This window comes from Halobacteriovorax sp. JY17 (assembly GCF_002753895.1).
In the GTDB taxonomy this organism is placed as follows: domain Bacteria; phylum Bdellovibrionota; class Bacteriovoracia; order Bacteriovoracales; family Bacteriovoracaceae; genus Halobacteriovorax.
Genome location: NZ_NJER01000001.1, coordinates 136,720 through 152,329, shown reverse-complemented (window position 1 = coordinate 152,329; position 15,610 = coordinate 136,720). Strand labels below are relative to the sequence as shown.

Genomic DNA, 15,610 nt, shown 5'->3' with positions numbered 1-15,610 from the left:
AAATAACAAGTATTTTGCATTATTTACACAGTAGTCCTTCAAGGAAGACCTATAATTTCAATGTATTAGGTATTACCTCTTCCCTAAAAGAGATTCAAAATCAACCTTCTCAATCCCTGCGTCCTGTAACTTCTTTGAGAGTAAGCTTAGATATTCAGTGTTTGCTTTTAATTGATATTGCTCAAGAAATACACGTCCCTTCTTATATTCCTTCTCTTCTTGAATCTGAACAAGTTCCTCAAGAGCAGCAACTGGAACTTTTTGAAAGACGTAGAGATTTAATTGCAAAGTCACATGTTTAAAATTTGATTTCATCGCTCTGTAGACAGTTCTCTTCTTTTTCTCACTTTCTAATTTACTAATCATTAGGATTAACTTCGATGAGAAATCACCATGATGAAAGTGAGGAAAGTCATTACTCACGATCTTCTCAATAAGATCGAGCCTCTTTACCGCATCTTCAACAGTATTGAATTTAGCAATGTAATCGGTGAATTCTTCTACATTAAAATTCTTAATTTTAAGTAGGTCGAATTTTCTAGAAATTGGTAAATCTACTAATTTAAAGTACTCCTCTTCAAATTTAGCGTAGCCCTTTGAAGCCTGCGCTTTCTTGAAAAGTAATTCTGTATAATTATTTTCTTCTAGAAATTCTCTTGCAACTTCTGCGGCCTCGGGATTACTCGCATCTCCAGACTTTTTAGTATATTCACTGATCATGGCGATTAATTCATTTTGATCAAGGGCCACTCCTTCAAAGAGTTTATAGACTTTCTGATCTTTGTCTTGATTCTTTAAACTTGAAGTCCCACACGATACGAAGATCAAACTCATCAAAGTGATTGTTAGTATTTTTTTCATCTTTTGCTCCCTTTAGCTCTTAGTCTGAATATTTTAAAACTGACTCACTAAGAGCAATTACCTTGCCAAAGAGATTGAATGTAAAATTAGGGAGATAAGTAGAAGTGTTCCAAATTAGGAACACTTTATTGTTCTAATCTGAGAGGGCTAGACCCAATTCATAGGATAGTAATACTTAAGCATTTCTTCATGAGGAGAATTGGCCTTAGGTGCGTATTTGTAACTAAATTTAACTCTCCCTGGAAGAGAGATGAGAATAGAGTCTGTTCTTCCATTACTTTGAAGTCCAAACATTGTTCCTCTATCATGTAAGAGATTAAACTCTACGTAGCGGCCTCTTCTATGAAGTTGAAAGTCTTCATCTTCGTCCGTAAATTCTTCACTGACTCTCTTATCAAGAAGAGGAAAGAATGAATCTATAAAATGATTAGATAGATCTTTCACCATGGCAAGATCGCTTTCAGTGTCGCCAGTGTTAAAGTGATCAAAGAAGATTCCACCAACTCCACGCATCTCATTTTCACGGTGCTTATTTACAAAGTAGTCATCACACTTAACTTTAAATTCTTCGTAATTACCATAAGGCCCGCAAGCGTCCGCCCAAACCTTATGAAAGTATTTAAAATCTTCAGTATGTGGGAAGTAAGGAGTTAAGTCAGCCCCGCCACCAAACCAGAATTTCTCTCCGGCCTGAATCATTCTAAAGTTTGCGTGAGTTGTAGGAACTTTAGGATTTCTTGGATGAATGATGAGGGAAATTCCCGTTGCCCACATCGTCTCGTCCGTACTACCAATTTTCTTAGCAAAGTCTGGCGCAATCGCACCATAGACGACAGAAGTATTCACTCCAGCGTTCTCTATAATATCTCCAGCGAAGGCCCTAGTGATTCCCCCTCCACCATCATTCCCTTTGAAGTCAGCGCGCTTCCAATTATCTTCTGTGATCTCAATTGAAGGATCTCTCTTCTTAAGTTCTTCAGTTATAAGGTTCTGTAACTGACGCACATGGTCCACGAAGTTTTGTTTAAGGTTATCAAGCATAATTACACCGTAAGTTGTTTATAAATTAAGCTTTGCATGGTATCAAATTGATAAAACCATATAAAAGAAGCTAATTAAATGAAGTATCTATTTATTCTACTTTTATCAATTCAATTTGTCTTTGCAAATGAAGTTGATCATTTAGATAACATAAAACAAGCGGAAGTAAGACCAAAGAAATATCAGTATACATATATTGATAGAGATCATACTCAAAGAGAAAACTTGCTCAATATAGCAGGTGTCTATGGAGTATCTTGGTTAGTTTACCCCCTCTCTCAGCCGGAGACTTTCTTCGATGAAGGAAGTTTTAAGAAGTATGGAGACAACTTTGGAAAGTTAGTCTTTGACCAAGACGAACCATTTTGGAATTGGATTGTTCATCCTGCTTCTGGTTCTCAACTCTTTCTCTTCTACAGGGCCAATGGTTACAGTCGTATTGATTCTCTAACAATGTCCTTTATTTCAAGTACACTCTTTGAATTTACAGTTGAAGTTTATACTGAGCCCGCGAGTATTCAAGATCTCTATCAAACACCAATTCTAGGAGCGGTTCTAGGAGTTGGTATTGAAAACTTATCACTCTACTTATTAAATACAGGAAATATGTTTGGAAGGTTTTTAGGACATCTCATGAATCCTTCAACACTTTTTTGGTACTACGAAGGAAAGATTCAATTACTTCCAACTTACAATGGAAAAGATAAAGTGGGACTTTATTTTTCAATGGATTTTTAATGAAGTACTTATTTCTAATCCTATCTATTCTTCTTAGTACAAAATCTTTTTCTTTTGAAAATGCTTTCTTTTTAAAGGCCGGTCTAAATGCATCGATCAATAGAATTGGTGTTTTTGAAAAAGATGAAGATGACGACGATGACGAAAAAGAAATACAAGGAAAGAACTTCTTTGGAGGAGTTGGCTTTAACACTCACTTTGGTTACCGCTGGGATCGATTTGAAGTGACAGCAAGTTCAACTATTTTCTTTGGGAAAGTTAAAGATTTGGCCTTCGTTATTAATGAAAATAGTTTTGAAGGAAGTGGGAATTATCAAAACTTAATCGTTAGCCCAAATGTTCGATACTTTGTTCCTTGGTCACCACTTCAACAGTGGAGGTTCTCATTTGGTCTTGGGCCTATTTGGTCTCAGCAAACTGTGCGTTTGAAAGAATTTACTTCAAGCGGAGACTACGCCGGAAAGAAATTTAAACTTACATATGACTCTATTGGTTTTGGAGTTGGAATTGGTATTGAAGAGAAGTTAAAATTAAAGAGTCTACACCCAGTCTTCTTTGAAATTGCCTACGTTAGACTCTACTCAATTAAATCATATCTCGTCGATACAACCGACAGCACGAAAACAAATATCTTAAGTACCTCAGAAGCTAAGAATGACATCGGAACAGAGGCCATTCTCTTTAGTATGGGTATTATTTTATTCTAGGAGAAAGAATGCTTTATTATCACAATCCAAGATGTAGTAAATCAAGACAAGGACTAGAACTCTTGTCTAACGCTGGTGTTGAACCAAAGATTAAAGAGTACTTAAAAGAAGGGCTCACAAAGAGCGAAGTTCTAGAACTTATGGAAAAATTAAATATTTCTCCTCTCGAAGGACTCATTAGAGTAAAGGATAGTCTTTTTAAGGAATTAGGTCACACTAAGAGTGATGATTTAACTAATGATAAATGGGCCTCTATTATTTCAAAGAACCCTGCTCTCCTAGAGAGACCAATTCTCGTCAATGGAAAGAAGGCGCAGATTGGAAGGCCTGTAGAAAACCTTAGTAAAATCATCTAGTTCTCATACTACTGGCACAAAAAATTATCGCCACTTTTTTTGTGCCGTAGAATTTTCAACAAGTTAAATCTTCATTTCCTACCTAAATAAACTCTCTCAAGTTTAGAGATATAATAGACGAATAGTAAAAGGGCTATCTGCCTAACTTAACTAGGACTTAGGGAAGAAAAATGAACTTTTTACAAAAAATCTTATTAATGACTACTCTCCTACTTTGCGTCGAGCACTCTGCTTTGGCCAATAACGGTGTTGCAAAAGCAATTATCCTTAAAGGAAATGTTGTCGCAGAAAATCCAACAACCAAAGAACAAATTTCTTTAAAGAAAGGTTCGTGGGTCAATGAGGGATTCATTGTAAAAACAGAAAGTAAGTCCTTTGTTAAATTTCTCTTCATTGATAAATCACAAATGAACCTTGGTCCAAAGTCAGAAATGGCAATTAGTAAGTTTCCTAAAAAAGAAGCTGGTATTATTACGCTAATGAAAGGTTCACTAAGATCTAAAGTTACAAAGAATTACCTAGATAATAAAGATAAAGACAAATCTAAATTATTCATTAAAACAAAAACTGCAGCTATGGGTGTAAGAGGAACCGACTTCATGGTTACTTATAATCCAGTGAACGAAAATACTGCTCTTGTAACATTCTCTGGTGCTGTTGCGATGGCCCAGCTAAGTGATGCAATAAGAAACGTACAAGTCTCTCAGAGCGCATTAGAGAAAGTTGTCTCTAGTGATAAAGCCGTTATTGTAACGAAGGGTCAGTTCTCAGGTGTTTCACCAGGAACAACTTCAAGAGCGACTACTCCTGTAAAAATTAACCCAGGTCAACTTGAATCAATGCAGTCAAACGACGGTTCTAAAGAAGCACCAGACCAGGCAGCAACGGATACGAAAGGACCTAAGAAGAAATTTAGAAGTGTAATACCTCCGGGCGTAGATGCAAAAGGATTTTCAAATAAAGCAAAAGTTGCAGACCAAGTTGAAAAAGTTATTGGAAAATCTGCAACGAGCGCAGTTGTTGACAAAGTTGATAAAGAGAAAGCTCTAGGTGCTGCTAACAATCCTCCACCAGAAGGCTCTGTAAACTCTGCGACAGGAGAGATTGCTCCGCCAGCAGGTGGCTATATTGACCTTGCAACAGCACAGTACATCGCTCCACCTCCAGGATCAGTTTTTGATTCGGCAACAGGAACTTATATTCCACCAGCAAACTTCGGAGGATTTAATCCTACAACTGGTCACTATGAGAATAAGAATTTCACTCTAACTAACGACGGGAAATTTGTTCCTACAGTAGATGGAAAAAGAGCACCAGCGAGTGTTAATTCTGATGGTAGTTCTACTGGAAAAGGCACAGCTTCTGCCGGAGGAGACGCTCCTCCACAACTTGCTCCAATGGATAAACCAATGGAAGCAGCAATATCAGAGGATTTCTCTTCAGATGCAGGAGACTCAAGCATAGACGGTTCAGACGGCAGTTCAGGAGACTTTGCAGGAATAGATCAGGCAGAGTTAGACGAACTTGTTGAAGATGCTCAAGATACAATTGATGAGACAATTGAAGATGCACAAGACGAGAGAAACGAAGTACTTAACAATAGTACTCGGGTAAAATTTAATATTAACAATTCTAATTAGAGGAATTTTAGTTATAATATAAGTCACTAATATTAATACTTTAGGTTAAATGGATTTGGCCCAATGAAAAACTACTGTGCACTTGTATTAACAGGTTTTATTCTCACTTCAAATGTTTCAGCTAATGAAGCAAGTACGATAAAGAAATCACTCGAATTATTTGAAAAGGGCTCCTACACGAAAGTGATAGAGGGCCTCTCTTCTCTTCGTGAAACAAAATCTATAAGAAGTACTAAGTTCTACCTCACTGCTCTTTCCTACAATAGGCTTCAAGAGTACGACAAGGCGATCCCTCTCTTTATAAAAGCAATTAAGGCAAAGAGTGGAGCTAAAGATATTTACTATGAGTACGGACAGGCTCTCTACGCTAATAACGATTTAATAAAAGCCAGAATTGCATTCAAGAAATCTGCGTCTATGGACTATAAGAAAGATTCATCAATCTACTATGTCGCTCATATATCTCAAATCCTCGAAGAAAATAAAGTTGCAAAGACTTACTACACGCAAATTTTAAATTCTGAGACTGCTGAAAAGAACTTGAAACAAATTGCACGCTTTCAAACGGGAGAGGTTCTCCTCTCTATGGCCCGTGAAAATGAAGATGCTCAGAGACTAGTAAAACAATTTGTTCTTCCTCAAATGGATAAAGCAGTTGAAGAAGATAGTAAGTCCTCACTTGCTAAGGAAATTGGTTCTAGAAAGAAAGAAATTGAAAGAGAATTTGGACTCGATCCAAATATTCTTTACAATGGAAAGAGAATTTCTTCTAAGAGATGGAGCTTATCTTTTAATCAAGACTTTACTTACGATAGTAATATTTCTCTAACAAATGATCTACCGTCTTCGGCAGCTTCTAGAGAGGAGTCATTTGTTTTAAAGTCTAGAATGAATACAGGTTATGATTTTATTTTAAAGAAGAGGTTTATAGTCAATCCAGAATTAGGAATGAGTGTTAAGAATCATACAAATAGAGATTCTGATACTGTAAAGTCTGAAGACGCTTACGACATCTCTCCTACTCTAAATATGTCTTATGAGCATAAGGCCTTTAGTAACCCTGCCTCACTTTTTTTTAATATTGATTATAATTACAATGGTAAATATAAGACCGCTCTTGCTAGAAAGGCATTCTACTCAAGATCGACCACTTATACTTTTGGAGAGAAATTTAAATTCTTCACGAAGGGAGACACGAGCTTAAAGTTTAAATACAAGGATTTAAGCTCTCATACGACGACACTTTTTAATAAAACTACTTCATTCTCAGTCGATCAGCTCTACTTAACTTCCAATTCGACAATCTTTATGTTTCTTCTCTCTTACGATTCATTAGATACCTATAATAACCAAAAGAATTCAACGGACTCAACTCTTATGAGAGTTGATTATATCAATCCAAATATCCTTCCAAAAATCACTCTTCATATTGGAGCTTCAATGACATTTGTAAGCTATACAGATGCCAATGAAAGTTCTATTAGAGGTACAGAGAAGACATTTACCCCTAGTATCAAGTTAACCAAGAAAATTTCTAATCACTTAAAATTCTCTGTTGGATATAACTATACTAAGAACTCTTCCCTTAAAGCGGATTACAATTACACAAAACACGTAACATCATCTTCAATTAAATACTCCTTCTAAAGTAAGGAGAAAGGTTTTTTATGTGGTCTAAGATCATAAAATACCTAGGGTTTATCATTATCATCTCTTTCTCTGCTCTCAGTGTATTTTTCTCACTGACAGAGAGAGATATAGAAGACCCTAGTATCAAAGAGAAAATTTCCTATACTACATTCTTTGAAAATAGATTCTTCGATTTTCGAATGAGACAAACTCTTGATAAGAAGAAGTTTGATAAGAAATTAGTTATGGCAGATATTGATGACTACTCTCTAAAAGAATTAGGGCAGTGGCCAGTAAGTAGACAAACGTGGGCCGATGTAATTGATAAGCTAAGAATTTTTGGCGCAAGAGTTATTGCCTTTGACGTCTTCTTTGCTGAAAATAGTATGAGCTGTGGTGAAACCTCGGTTGACGATATCATGGCGCAATCGATTGTGAACTTCCAATCTATTCCAGGAAATAAAGTCATTCTCCCCTATTCTCTCGACACACAGGGAGCTGACCACTTTGAAGAACTTCCCGATCAACTCTACAACTTTGTTATTGATACAAAGAATAGTGAGGGAATAGAGCTTAAGCCTAAGAAAGTCTCAAAGGCTGTCTGGCCAATCCAAACTCTTTTAAATACTGATGTAAGTCTAGGTCACATTCAAGTTGAAGCCGACAGTGATGGTATAATGAGACATTATCAACTTGTTGGTAATATCGATACGCTATATCTTCCTTCCTACGGGCTCCAGGCCTACACTGATTACACAGGCGATAGCCCCGTTCTTGAAATGCTTAATATTGGTGATTACAAATTCAAACTGGCAAATGGAAATATTGAACTTAACTATAAAGGTGAAGCAAATGTTAAATGGTTTGGAAATGAGGAACAATTTCCAAGAGTAAGTATCGCTGACATTGTTAAAGCCTTTCCAGAAGATGAAAAAATGAAGTCCGTGTTCAATAACACGATTGTCTTCGTTGGAGCGAGTGCTTACGGTGCTTATGACCTTAGGCATACTCCAGTTGATTCTATGTTACCGGGAGTTTACTTTCATATGAATATGACTCATATGCTTTTAAATGGTGACTTCTACAAACCTCAGCAAAATTCAACGTTCCTTTCTTGGGCAATTTTACTCGCTGGATCGTTAATCATTCTTCTTATTCAATTCTTTGGGAATGCGATCTTAGATTTACTCTCAACTGTTCTGCTTATTGGGGGAATTTACTACTACGATACTTACCATCTAATCCCTGCAGGCTATGAAGTAAAACTCTTCTTCTGCTTCTTCTCCATTATTTGTAGTTACTCGTGGAATACTTTCCTGCACTTCTACTTGGCCAACAAAGACAAGGCCTTCTTAAAGAATGCTTTCGGCTCTTATATTTCGCCTGAACTTATTGATGAGATGTACTCTACGGGACAGCATCCTTCCCTTGGAGGAGAATGTGGAACGAGAACTGCGTTCTTTACTGACATTCAAAGTTTCTCAACATTCTCGGAAAAACTATCTGCAACTCAACTGGTAGAACTTCTAAATGAGTACCTAACGGCAATGACTGATATTCTTCTCGAAGAAAAAGGAACATTAGATAAGTATGAAGGTGATGCCATCATCGCCTTCTTTGGCGCTCCTATGCCTCTTGAAGACCATTCTACGAGAGCTCTTACGGTTGCAGTAAGAATGCAGCGAGCTCTATTGAAGCTGAGAGAGAAATGGGTATCAGAGGGTGACAAGTGGCCGCAAATTGTTCATGAAATGAGAATGCGTATCGGTATCAATACAGGTGAGATTGTAACAGGAAATATGGGTTCAGCTTCTAGAATGAATTATACAATGATGGGCGACTCAGTAAATCTTGCAGCAAGACTTGAAGAAGCCGCAAAACAATATGGTATTTTCAATCAGACCTCTCACTTTACTCTTAACGATTGTGAAAAAGAAAAATTTCTCTTTAGAGAATTAGATACTATTCTCGTAGTTGGAAAGTCTGAACCTGTGACGACTTATGAAGTTCTAGAGACAAGAGAAGATGCCTCTGATTTATTAATCAATCTTCAAAAGAATTTCTCAGAAGGACTCTCTTTCTACAAGAATCAAGAATGGGATAAGGCCCTCGATTGTTTTAAAATTTCACTTGAGCTAGAACTGGAGCGCTTCCCTCTCTTAAGAGAGAAAACCAATCCATCAAAGATCTACATTGAAAGATGCGAGAACTTTAAAGAGATACCTCCACCACCTGATTGGGATGGTGTTTATACTCTTACTTCTAAGTAATTATCGTCGAAACAATCGTTTCAAGTACAACTTCAGTAATGGAGAAAATTATTGAAGATGGAAAGAACGCTGTCACAAAAGGTAAAGACAGAGCGCAAGAGTGTAAAGTTGTTCTCGATGAAATTATCAATAATGTTGATAACGTAAATAGAAAAGTCGCAGAAATTGCCAATGCCTCTAAAGAGCAATCACAAGGTGTTGATGAAATTTCAAGAGCGATGGAACTTCTCGATCAAGTTTCTCATCAAAATAATGATGTTGTTATTAGTACAGAAGCTTCTTCAAAAGAGCTGCAAAAAGAAGCAGATGATCTGACTCTAGTCGTTGAAAAAGTTAGAGAATTAGTAAATGGAAAGAGAAGCGCATAAGAAATTATAGGCAGAAGGAATTCCTTCTGCCTTTTTTTTAATTTAGTAAGCGAGCACTTCTCTAATAGCTGTAGTAACCTTATCAGCATTTGGAAGAACAGCCTTTTCAAGAATTCTATTAAATCCAACTGGTGTAAATGTTGAACCAACACGCTTCACTGGAGCGTCTAAATCTTCAAAACCTTTTTCGTTGATCATGGCAACAATCTCACCACCGAATCCACCAAATACTTTATCTTCATGAACAACTAAACACTTATTAGTTTTAGCAATTGATTTAAGAACTGTTTCTTCATCTAAAGGTATGATCGATCTTAGGTCAATAACTTCTATGCTTGCACCAGTCTCTGCTTTAATCTTCTCAGCAGCATCAAGACAGAAGTGAACAGTGTTTCCGTAAGTAACAATTGTTAAGTCAGTTCCCTCTCTTCTAATCCTTGCTTTACCAAATGGAACTTCAAAGTCTTCAGGAACTACTGTCATCGCTTCCTTCGCATTATAAAGAGTCTTTGGCTCTAAGTATAACGTAGGCCCTTCAGATCTCATTGCAGTTCTTAGAAGTCCAGCAGCATCGTCTGCAAATGCAGGACACACAATTCTGACACCAGGAATACCAGCGAGGTTACCTTCAAGGTTTTGCGAGTGATAAAGACCTCCACCAATATATCCACCAGAAGCAAGTCTTATTAGGATATTTGGTGCAAACGCTCCATTCGATCTCCAATAGTCGTGAGAGCATTCTACATATTGCTCCATTGCTGGCCAAAAGTAATCTGCGAATTCTGCACCTTCAACAACAACTCTAATATCTTTGTTAAAACGTGAGAAACCGTTTGCTGTTCCTAAGATATAATCTTCAGCAATTGGGCCGTTGAAAACTCTCTCTTTTCCAAACTCTTGTTGCATTCCTTTAGAAACATTAAAAATCCCACCCTTATCTTTGTTGGCCATATCTTGACCCCAAATAAATGTATCTGGGTTATTTCTAAATTCTTTTTTAAGTTGTCCATTAAGTGCATCAATGAACTTAACTGGCTCACCACTTTCGTTGTGAGTCCCATCAACGTACTTCGTAGGCTTATGCGGCTCAGGGCTTACGAAATCAAAGATAGATGCAGGGTCAGGATTTGGTGCTTTCATCGCTAGAGAGTGGGCCTCAAGAACTGACTTCTTAGACTCATCATCAATCGCTGTAAGATCTTTCTCACTAAAGATTTTTTCACTAAGTAAAAGTTTTCTAAAAGCAACGTATGGGTCTTGAGCAACTGCATCTGCAATTTCTTTTTCATCTCTATATAGTTCGTGCTTGTCTGAGTTGGAATGTGATCCCATTCTCACACATTGAGCGTGTACAATGACTGGCTCATTATTTTCGATTGCATGTGCTCTGGCTGAAGTCATAGCATTCATAGAATCAAATACATCTTTACCATCACAGTGAATAATTCTTAAGTTCTTAAGCCCTGTGAAGTTATCAGCGACAAATTCGTTGGCGCACTGATCTCTTTTTGGAACTGAAATCCCGTAACCATTATCTTGAAAAACAAAAACAACTGGAAGTTTTTCATTAGAAGCACCGTTAATTGCCTCATAGCAATAACCTTCAGATACTGAAGACTCACCCTGAGAAGAAATAGCAACACCAGTGTGCTTATATCTCTTCATCGCTCTGGCAACACCAACAGCGTGTAGAGTGTGGTTACCAGTACAAGATGAAACATTATGAATATTCCACTCAGGCTTAGCAAAGTGGTTAGACATGTGGCGCCCGCCAGAAGCAAGATCAGTTGCTTTTGAAATACCATTTAGAATTAACTCTTCCGGAGTACATCCAGCTGAAAGCGCTGTTAGCATATCCCTGTAGTATGGAAAGAGATGATCTTCATTAAGTGTAAATACTTGTCCAATAGCTAATTGAATGGCGTCGTGACCAGCATATGGTGCGTGGTATGACCAACCAATGGCCTGCTTTAAATAATTAGGAGCTCGAAGATCAATGAGTCTTCCCACAGTCATCAGCGTGTACCACTGCTTAAGTGTTGCCTTGTCAGTCTTTTTCAAAGAATAAGTTTGTTCAGTTTTTTTAAGCATAATTATTTCCTCTAGGGATTTCTAAAATTATATATGTGTTTGAGAGTGGCTACTTAATCATATTTCTAGTGATTTGAAAACTCTTGTCGAGAGTTCGCGTCGCACAAAGAGGTCGTTTTTATACACATTGCATGGTGAAAGATCAGATTTTATAAGGTTAAATGTGGGCACAATCGAAAATTAGTAAATTTTACAGGAGAATATATGCCAATCGCTACTCACGAACAATATTGCGCAATGCTAGATAAAGCTAAGAATGAAGGTTTTGCTTTTCCTGCAATCAACGTAACTTCTACTTCTACGGCCAATGCAGCCCTTGCTGCTTTTGCGGAAATGAAGTCAGACGGAATTATTCAAGTCTCAACTGGCGGTGGAAAATTTGCTTCAGGAGTTGCTGTTGGTGACGAAGTAATGGGAGCAATTTCAATCGCTCAACACGTTCATTTAATGGCCACAAAGTATGATGTCTGCATTGCTCTTCACACGGATCACTGTCACCCTGAAAAAGTAGACTCTTTCCTCATTCCTCTAATTGAAGAAACTGAAAAGAGAAGAGCGCAAGGGCTTCCTAACCTCTTCAACTCTCACATGTTTGATGGATCAGTTCTACCAACAAGTGAAAATATTGAAATGAGTAAAATGCTTCACGAGAGATGCGCAAAATCAGAAATTATTCTTGAAATAGAAACTGGTGTTGTTGGTGGTGAAGAAGACGGTGTTAATAACGAAGACGCCCCTGCTGATAAGCTCTATACAACACCAGAAGAAATGGTTGAAGTAACAAAAGCTCTTCGTCCTATAGGAAGATTTATGTACGCGGCAACTTTTGGAAATGTTCACGGCGTTTATAAGCCGGGTAACGTTAAGCTGAGACCAGCTGTTCTAAAAGAAGGACAAGAAGCTGTAGAAAAAGAACTTGGAAAAGATGCTACTAACTGGCTTGTCTTCCACGGAGGGTCTGGTTCAGATTTAAGCGAAATTCACGAAACACTCGGGTACGGTGTTATTAAAATGAATATCGATACAGATACTCAGTACGAATACTCTAGAGCTGTTGTTGATCATATGTTTAAGAACTACGATGCGATGTTAAAGATCGAAGGTGAAGTAGGAAATAAGAAGTACTACGATCCAAGAGCATGGATGAAGGCCGGCGAGCTGAATATGACGAAGAGAATTGCAAAAGCTTGCAAGGACCTCAAGTCAGGCGGAAAATCCATCCTTCTCTAAAAAGTACTCTAAAAAGTACTACGCACCTTACGTTATGAGACTTGCGTCAGTAAGGTGCTATTTAACTACTTAACGCGCAACTCATAACACCAGGTACGTGGTACCTTTTGGGTTTAAATTTGATTTAGAAATTTAAGTAGTGAAGAACGCTCTTTTTTAGAGAGTGCCTTGAATTTTTCTCGAGTCTTAGAAGCCTCTCCTCCGTGCCAAAGAATCGCCTCCTCGACATTTCTCGCTCGTCCGTCATGTAGTAGATTCGTGTGACCATTCACTTTCTTAAGACTTCCAAGTCCCCAGAGAGGAGCAGTCTTCCACTCTCTTCCTGTGGCCTTAAAGTCTTCTCTATTGTCGGCGAGCTCTTCACCCATGTCATGAAGTAGAAAATCGGAATAAGGGGAAACTTCTCTCCCTCTCACTGCATAATTCGCTGTATGGCATTTTACGCAACCAATTTTTGAAAATATCTTTCGTCCAAAATCTTCTGACTTAACGACCTCAACTTTCGGTGGAGCAATAGACTTCAAGAGAAGATGAATAAAGCCTATGTGATCATCACTAATTTCAGGCTCTCCTCCATTTAAAATAGAGTGGCATTCAAGTTGAAGCTCTCCACAATTTTCCAAAGGTGCAAGAGAGCTAGTAATCCCCATATCACCTTGAAGGGCCCCTGCTATTTGATCTAGAAGAGTTGGAACATTCGCTTTATGTCCAAAACGCCCGACCATTAGCTTATTCTTAGATGCGCTCCAAGAATAATTAGCTCTTCCACTAATACCATCTCTATCAAGGTCGAACTCATCGACTTGAGAGAGAATATCCTCTTTGGAAATTGCATCAATAAAGCCAAGACCTGCAAGTATAGGACTCGTTCGCGGAGAGATATGAATTAAAGAATCAAAAGGTCCATAATTTAATTTAGAAAAGTTGAAAGAAGGTTTTCTAAGCGAGTATGTAGTGCCATCAGGATAAGTTCCAGAAATGCTAGTATAATGAACAGAGACTTCTGCCTCTCTTTCAATCTGAATGAGTGACTTCCCCTGAAGTTGCAATCCATAAATGGCGTCAGGAACAGGACCTCTCTCACTAGTATTACCGGTTGAAACCCTAAAAAGAATTGAGTGATCAAGACTACCGTCACTGCGAAGAGGGTTTCCCCTTCCCATGCGAGAGTGGCAACTCATACAGCTTGTAGCATTGAAGTGTGGTCCTAGCCCGTCACGAACTCGAGTTGAAGAAGGTGCTGCAACCCAAGGTTTAGCAAAGAGAGAAAAACCGGCCTTAACTTTGGCCAACTCACTTGAACTCAAACCTTCAATAAGGCGAGCGAAATCTTTAGGACCAGTGAAACTTAAAGTCCTTGCTTTAGCACCACTACTTATAAGAATTATTATAAGTAGTGGTAGTATATTTTTAAGTCTAAGACTCTTATTCAATCTCTAGACCTAACTCAAGAGCTGCTTCTCTTAGAAGCTCATCAATTGCACCCAAGTCGTCAATGATATTTTGAATCTCAACTTTATTAGTCGTTAGCGCTCTATCAAATGGAGTGTTGATATTTCCAATTTGAACTTCTCCACTTCTAGACTTTTTGTAAAAGAAATTAATATTATTAAAGAGTGACTTAAATTTTGTCGCAATCTTCTTATCAAGAGCTGGATTTACAAAAGCAACGAGATCGCTAATTCCTTTTCCATTAATTTTCTTATCTAAGTTTTGTGCTGAGTATTCTCCAAAATAGATATTCTTCACACCAAGAGCATTTGTATAAATGTCATTAATTGTCTGATCAGAAAAACACGAATGCTCTTCCTCTTGATCTTCTAAAAGAAAGGCATTTTCAATTCTCTCACTCTTAAGCTCATCACCGGCCATGGAAGTCATAGAAATAAAGATATCAGTTAAAACAGAATTCGTGTCTCTCTTTAGGAATTCAGTTCTGTAGTTAGTTTCTCCCTTTACCCATTGATTAGTCACTGAGCTTAGGTGATCATCTAGGAGATCAATAAGAAGAGAGAGGTATGTTCTTCTTCTATCTTGGTTTTTAGCAGTTCCACCAGTGACATAGTCAGTATATGGTCTAGTTCCTGCCGTTTCTAAAGATCTATCTTGTCCCCATAGAAGAAATTCAATTGCGTGATATCCAGTTGAAATATTCTTCTCACCTTCTCTCTCGTTCATTGAAACGATAACTTCTTTAGTTAGCTCAATCCCTCTATTATTTACAAGTCCTGCGCTTGAATCTTCCTTTACATAGTCGATGTAGATTTCATCAAGAGGCCACGCATTCATTAGGCCTTCTACACCTTCAAAGTTAATTGATTCTAAGTATGTCACTACTCCGTCATCAATTGCTTCAAAGTCAACTGGACCATTGTAGAATCTAAAAATTTCAGATTGTCCGTAAGGAAGACGAGCATCAATTGACCATGTTTTTTTAACCATTTCAAATTGCTCTTTTGCAGAAACTGCATTCTCTTCAGCTAGTTTTATAAATTTTGCAATTTCACTCTTAAGCTCTCTTGCTCCTGCAAGTGAATCGTTATAGTTTAAAAGAGCAAGTTCACTGTAATTTGAGATAACTTCTCTATTTAAGACCTCATTATTTTTAAATGGTGCTTTTACAGCGCTTGCAGAAAAAGATGCTACAAGTAGGGCCGACGTAAGTATAAGATTTCGCAT

The 15,610-nt window shown here is 37.7% G+C and carries 13 protein-coding genes; 8 read left to right on the top strand and 5 right to left on the bottom strand.

Annotation, left to right across the window (positions count from 1 at the left end; genetic code table 11):
* Nucleotides 1–72 precede the first annotated feature (72 nt).
* Both CES88_RS00735 and hemF read right to left on the bottom strand, forming a co-directional pair.
* Nucleotides 73–861 carry a hypothetical protein gene (locus CES88_RS00735; protein ID WP_290729591.1) on the bottom strand — a complete coding sequence of 263 codons (789 nt, stop codon included), beginning with the start codon at nucleotides 859–861 and terminating at the stop codon, nucleotides 73–75.
* A gap of 147 nt (nucleotides 862–1,008) precedes the next feature.
* Nucleotides 1,009–1,902, bottom strand: coding sequence for an oxygen-dependent coproporphyrinogen oxidase (gene hemF / locus CES88_RS00730; RefSeq protein WP_290729588.1), 894 nt, complete (start codon nucleotides 1,900–1,902; stop codon nucleotides 1,009–1,011).
* A gap of 78 nt (nucleotides 1,903–1,980) precedes the next feature.
* Between hemF and CES88_RS00725 the strand changes: the two genes are divergently transcribed.
* From CES88_RS00725 to CES88_RS00695, 7 genes are all read left to right on the top strand, one after another.
* Nucleotides 1,981–2,640: a DUF3943 domain-containing protein gene (locus CES88_RS00725; protein ID WP_290729585.1), complete on the top strand. Its 660-nt coding sequence runs from the start codon at nucleotides 1,981–1,983 to the stop codon at nucleotides 2,638–2,640.
* Complete coding sequence (locus CES88_RS00720) at nucleotides 2,640–3,347, top strand: hypothetical protein (RefSeq protein WP_290729582.1); 708 nt, start codon at nucleotides 2,640–2,642, stop codon at nucleotides 3,345–3,347. Before CES88_RS00725 ends, CES88_RS00720 begins: the two co-directional genes overlap by 1 nt.
* Before the next feature lie 8 nt (nucleotides 3,348–3,355).
* Nucleotides 3,356–3,703, top strand: a complete 348-nt coding sequence (gene arsC, locus CES88_RS00715; RefSeq protein WP_290729581.1) for an arsenate reductase (glutaredoxin) — start codon at nucleotides 3,356–3,358, stop codon at nucleotides 3,701–3,703.
* Between the two features lie 170 nt (nucleotides 3,704–3,873).
* Entirely contained in the window at nucleotides 3,874–5,343 is a 1,470-nt protein-coding gene (locus tag CES88_RS00710) for a FecR family protein (protein WP_290729578.1), read from the top strand.
* 63 nt (nucleotides 5,344–5,406) lie between these two features.
* Nucleotides 5,407–6,990 carry a tetratricopeptide repeat protein gene (locus tag CES88_RS00705; protein ID WP_290729575.1) on the top strand — a complete coding sequence of 528 codons (1,584 nt, stop codon included), beginning with the start codon at nucleotides 5,407–5,409 and terminating at the stop codon, nucleotides 6,988–6,990.
* Nucleotides 6,991–7,010: 20 nt separating this feature from the next.
* Complete coding sequence (locus CES88_RS00700; RefSeq protein ID WP_290729572.1) at nucleotides 7,011–9,242, top strand: adenylate/guanylate cyclase domain-containing protein; 2,232 nt, start codon at nucleotides 7,011–7,013, stop codon at nucleotides 9,240–9,242.
* Complete coding sequence (locus CES88_RS00695; RefSeq protein ID WP_365992767.1) at nucleotides 9,242–9,610, top strand: methyl-accepting chemotaxis protein; 369 nt, start codon at nucleotides 9,242–9,244, stop codon at nucleotides 9,608–9,610. Before CES88_RS00700 ends, CES88_RS00695 begins: the two co-directional genes overlap by 1 nt.
* Nucleotides 9,611–9,652: 42 nt before the next feature.
* Here CES88_RS00695 and CES88_RS00690 read toward each other — a convergent pair whose 3' ends face one another.
* On the bottom strand, nucleotides 9,653–11,701 hold the full coding sequence (locus CES88_RS00690; RefSeq protein WP_290729570.1) for an alpha-ketoacid dehydrogenase subunit alpha/beta: 2,049 nt from the start codon (nucleotides 11,699–11,701) through the stop codon (nucleotides 9,653–9,655).
* 204 nt (nucleotides 11,702–11,905) lie between these two features.
* Between CES88_RS00690 and fbaA the strand changes: the two genes are divergently transcribed.
* A complete protein-coding gene (gene fbaA, locus CES88_RS00685) occupies nucleotides 11,906–12,931 on the top strand; it encodes a class II fructose-bisphosphate aldolase (protein WP_290729568.1) in 1,026 nt (341 codons plus the stop codon).
* Nucleotides 12,932–13,044: 113 nt separating this feature from the next.
* Here the strand turns inward: fbaA and CES88_RS00680 are convergent, their stop codons facing one another.
* Nucleotides 13,045–14,364 carry a di-heme oxidoredictase family protein gene (locus CES88_RS00680; protein ID WP_290729565.1) on the bottom strand — a complete coding sequence of 440 codons (1,320 nt, stop codon included), beginning with the start codon at nucleotides 14,362–14,364 and terminating at the stop codon, nucleotides 13,045–13,047.
* Nucleotides 14,357–15,610 (bottom strand): imelysin family protein, encoded by a 1,254-nt coding sequence (locus CES88_RS00675; RefSeq protein WP_290729562.1) that lies wholly within the window; start codon nucleotides 15,608–15,610, stop codon nucleotides 14,357–14,359. The genes CES88_RS00680 and CES88_RS00675 overlap by 8 nt, the downstream gene beginning before the upstream one ends.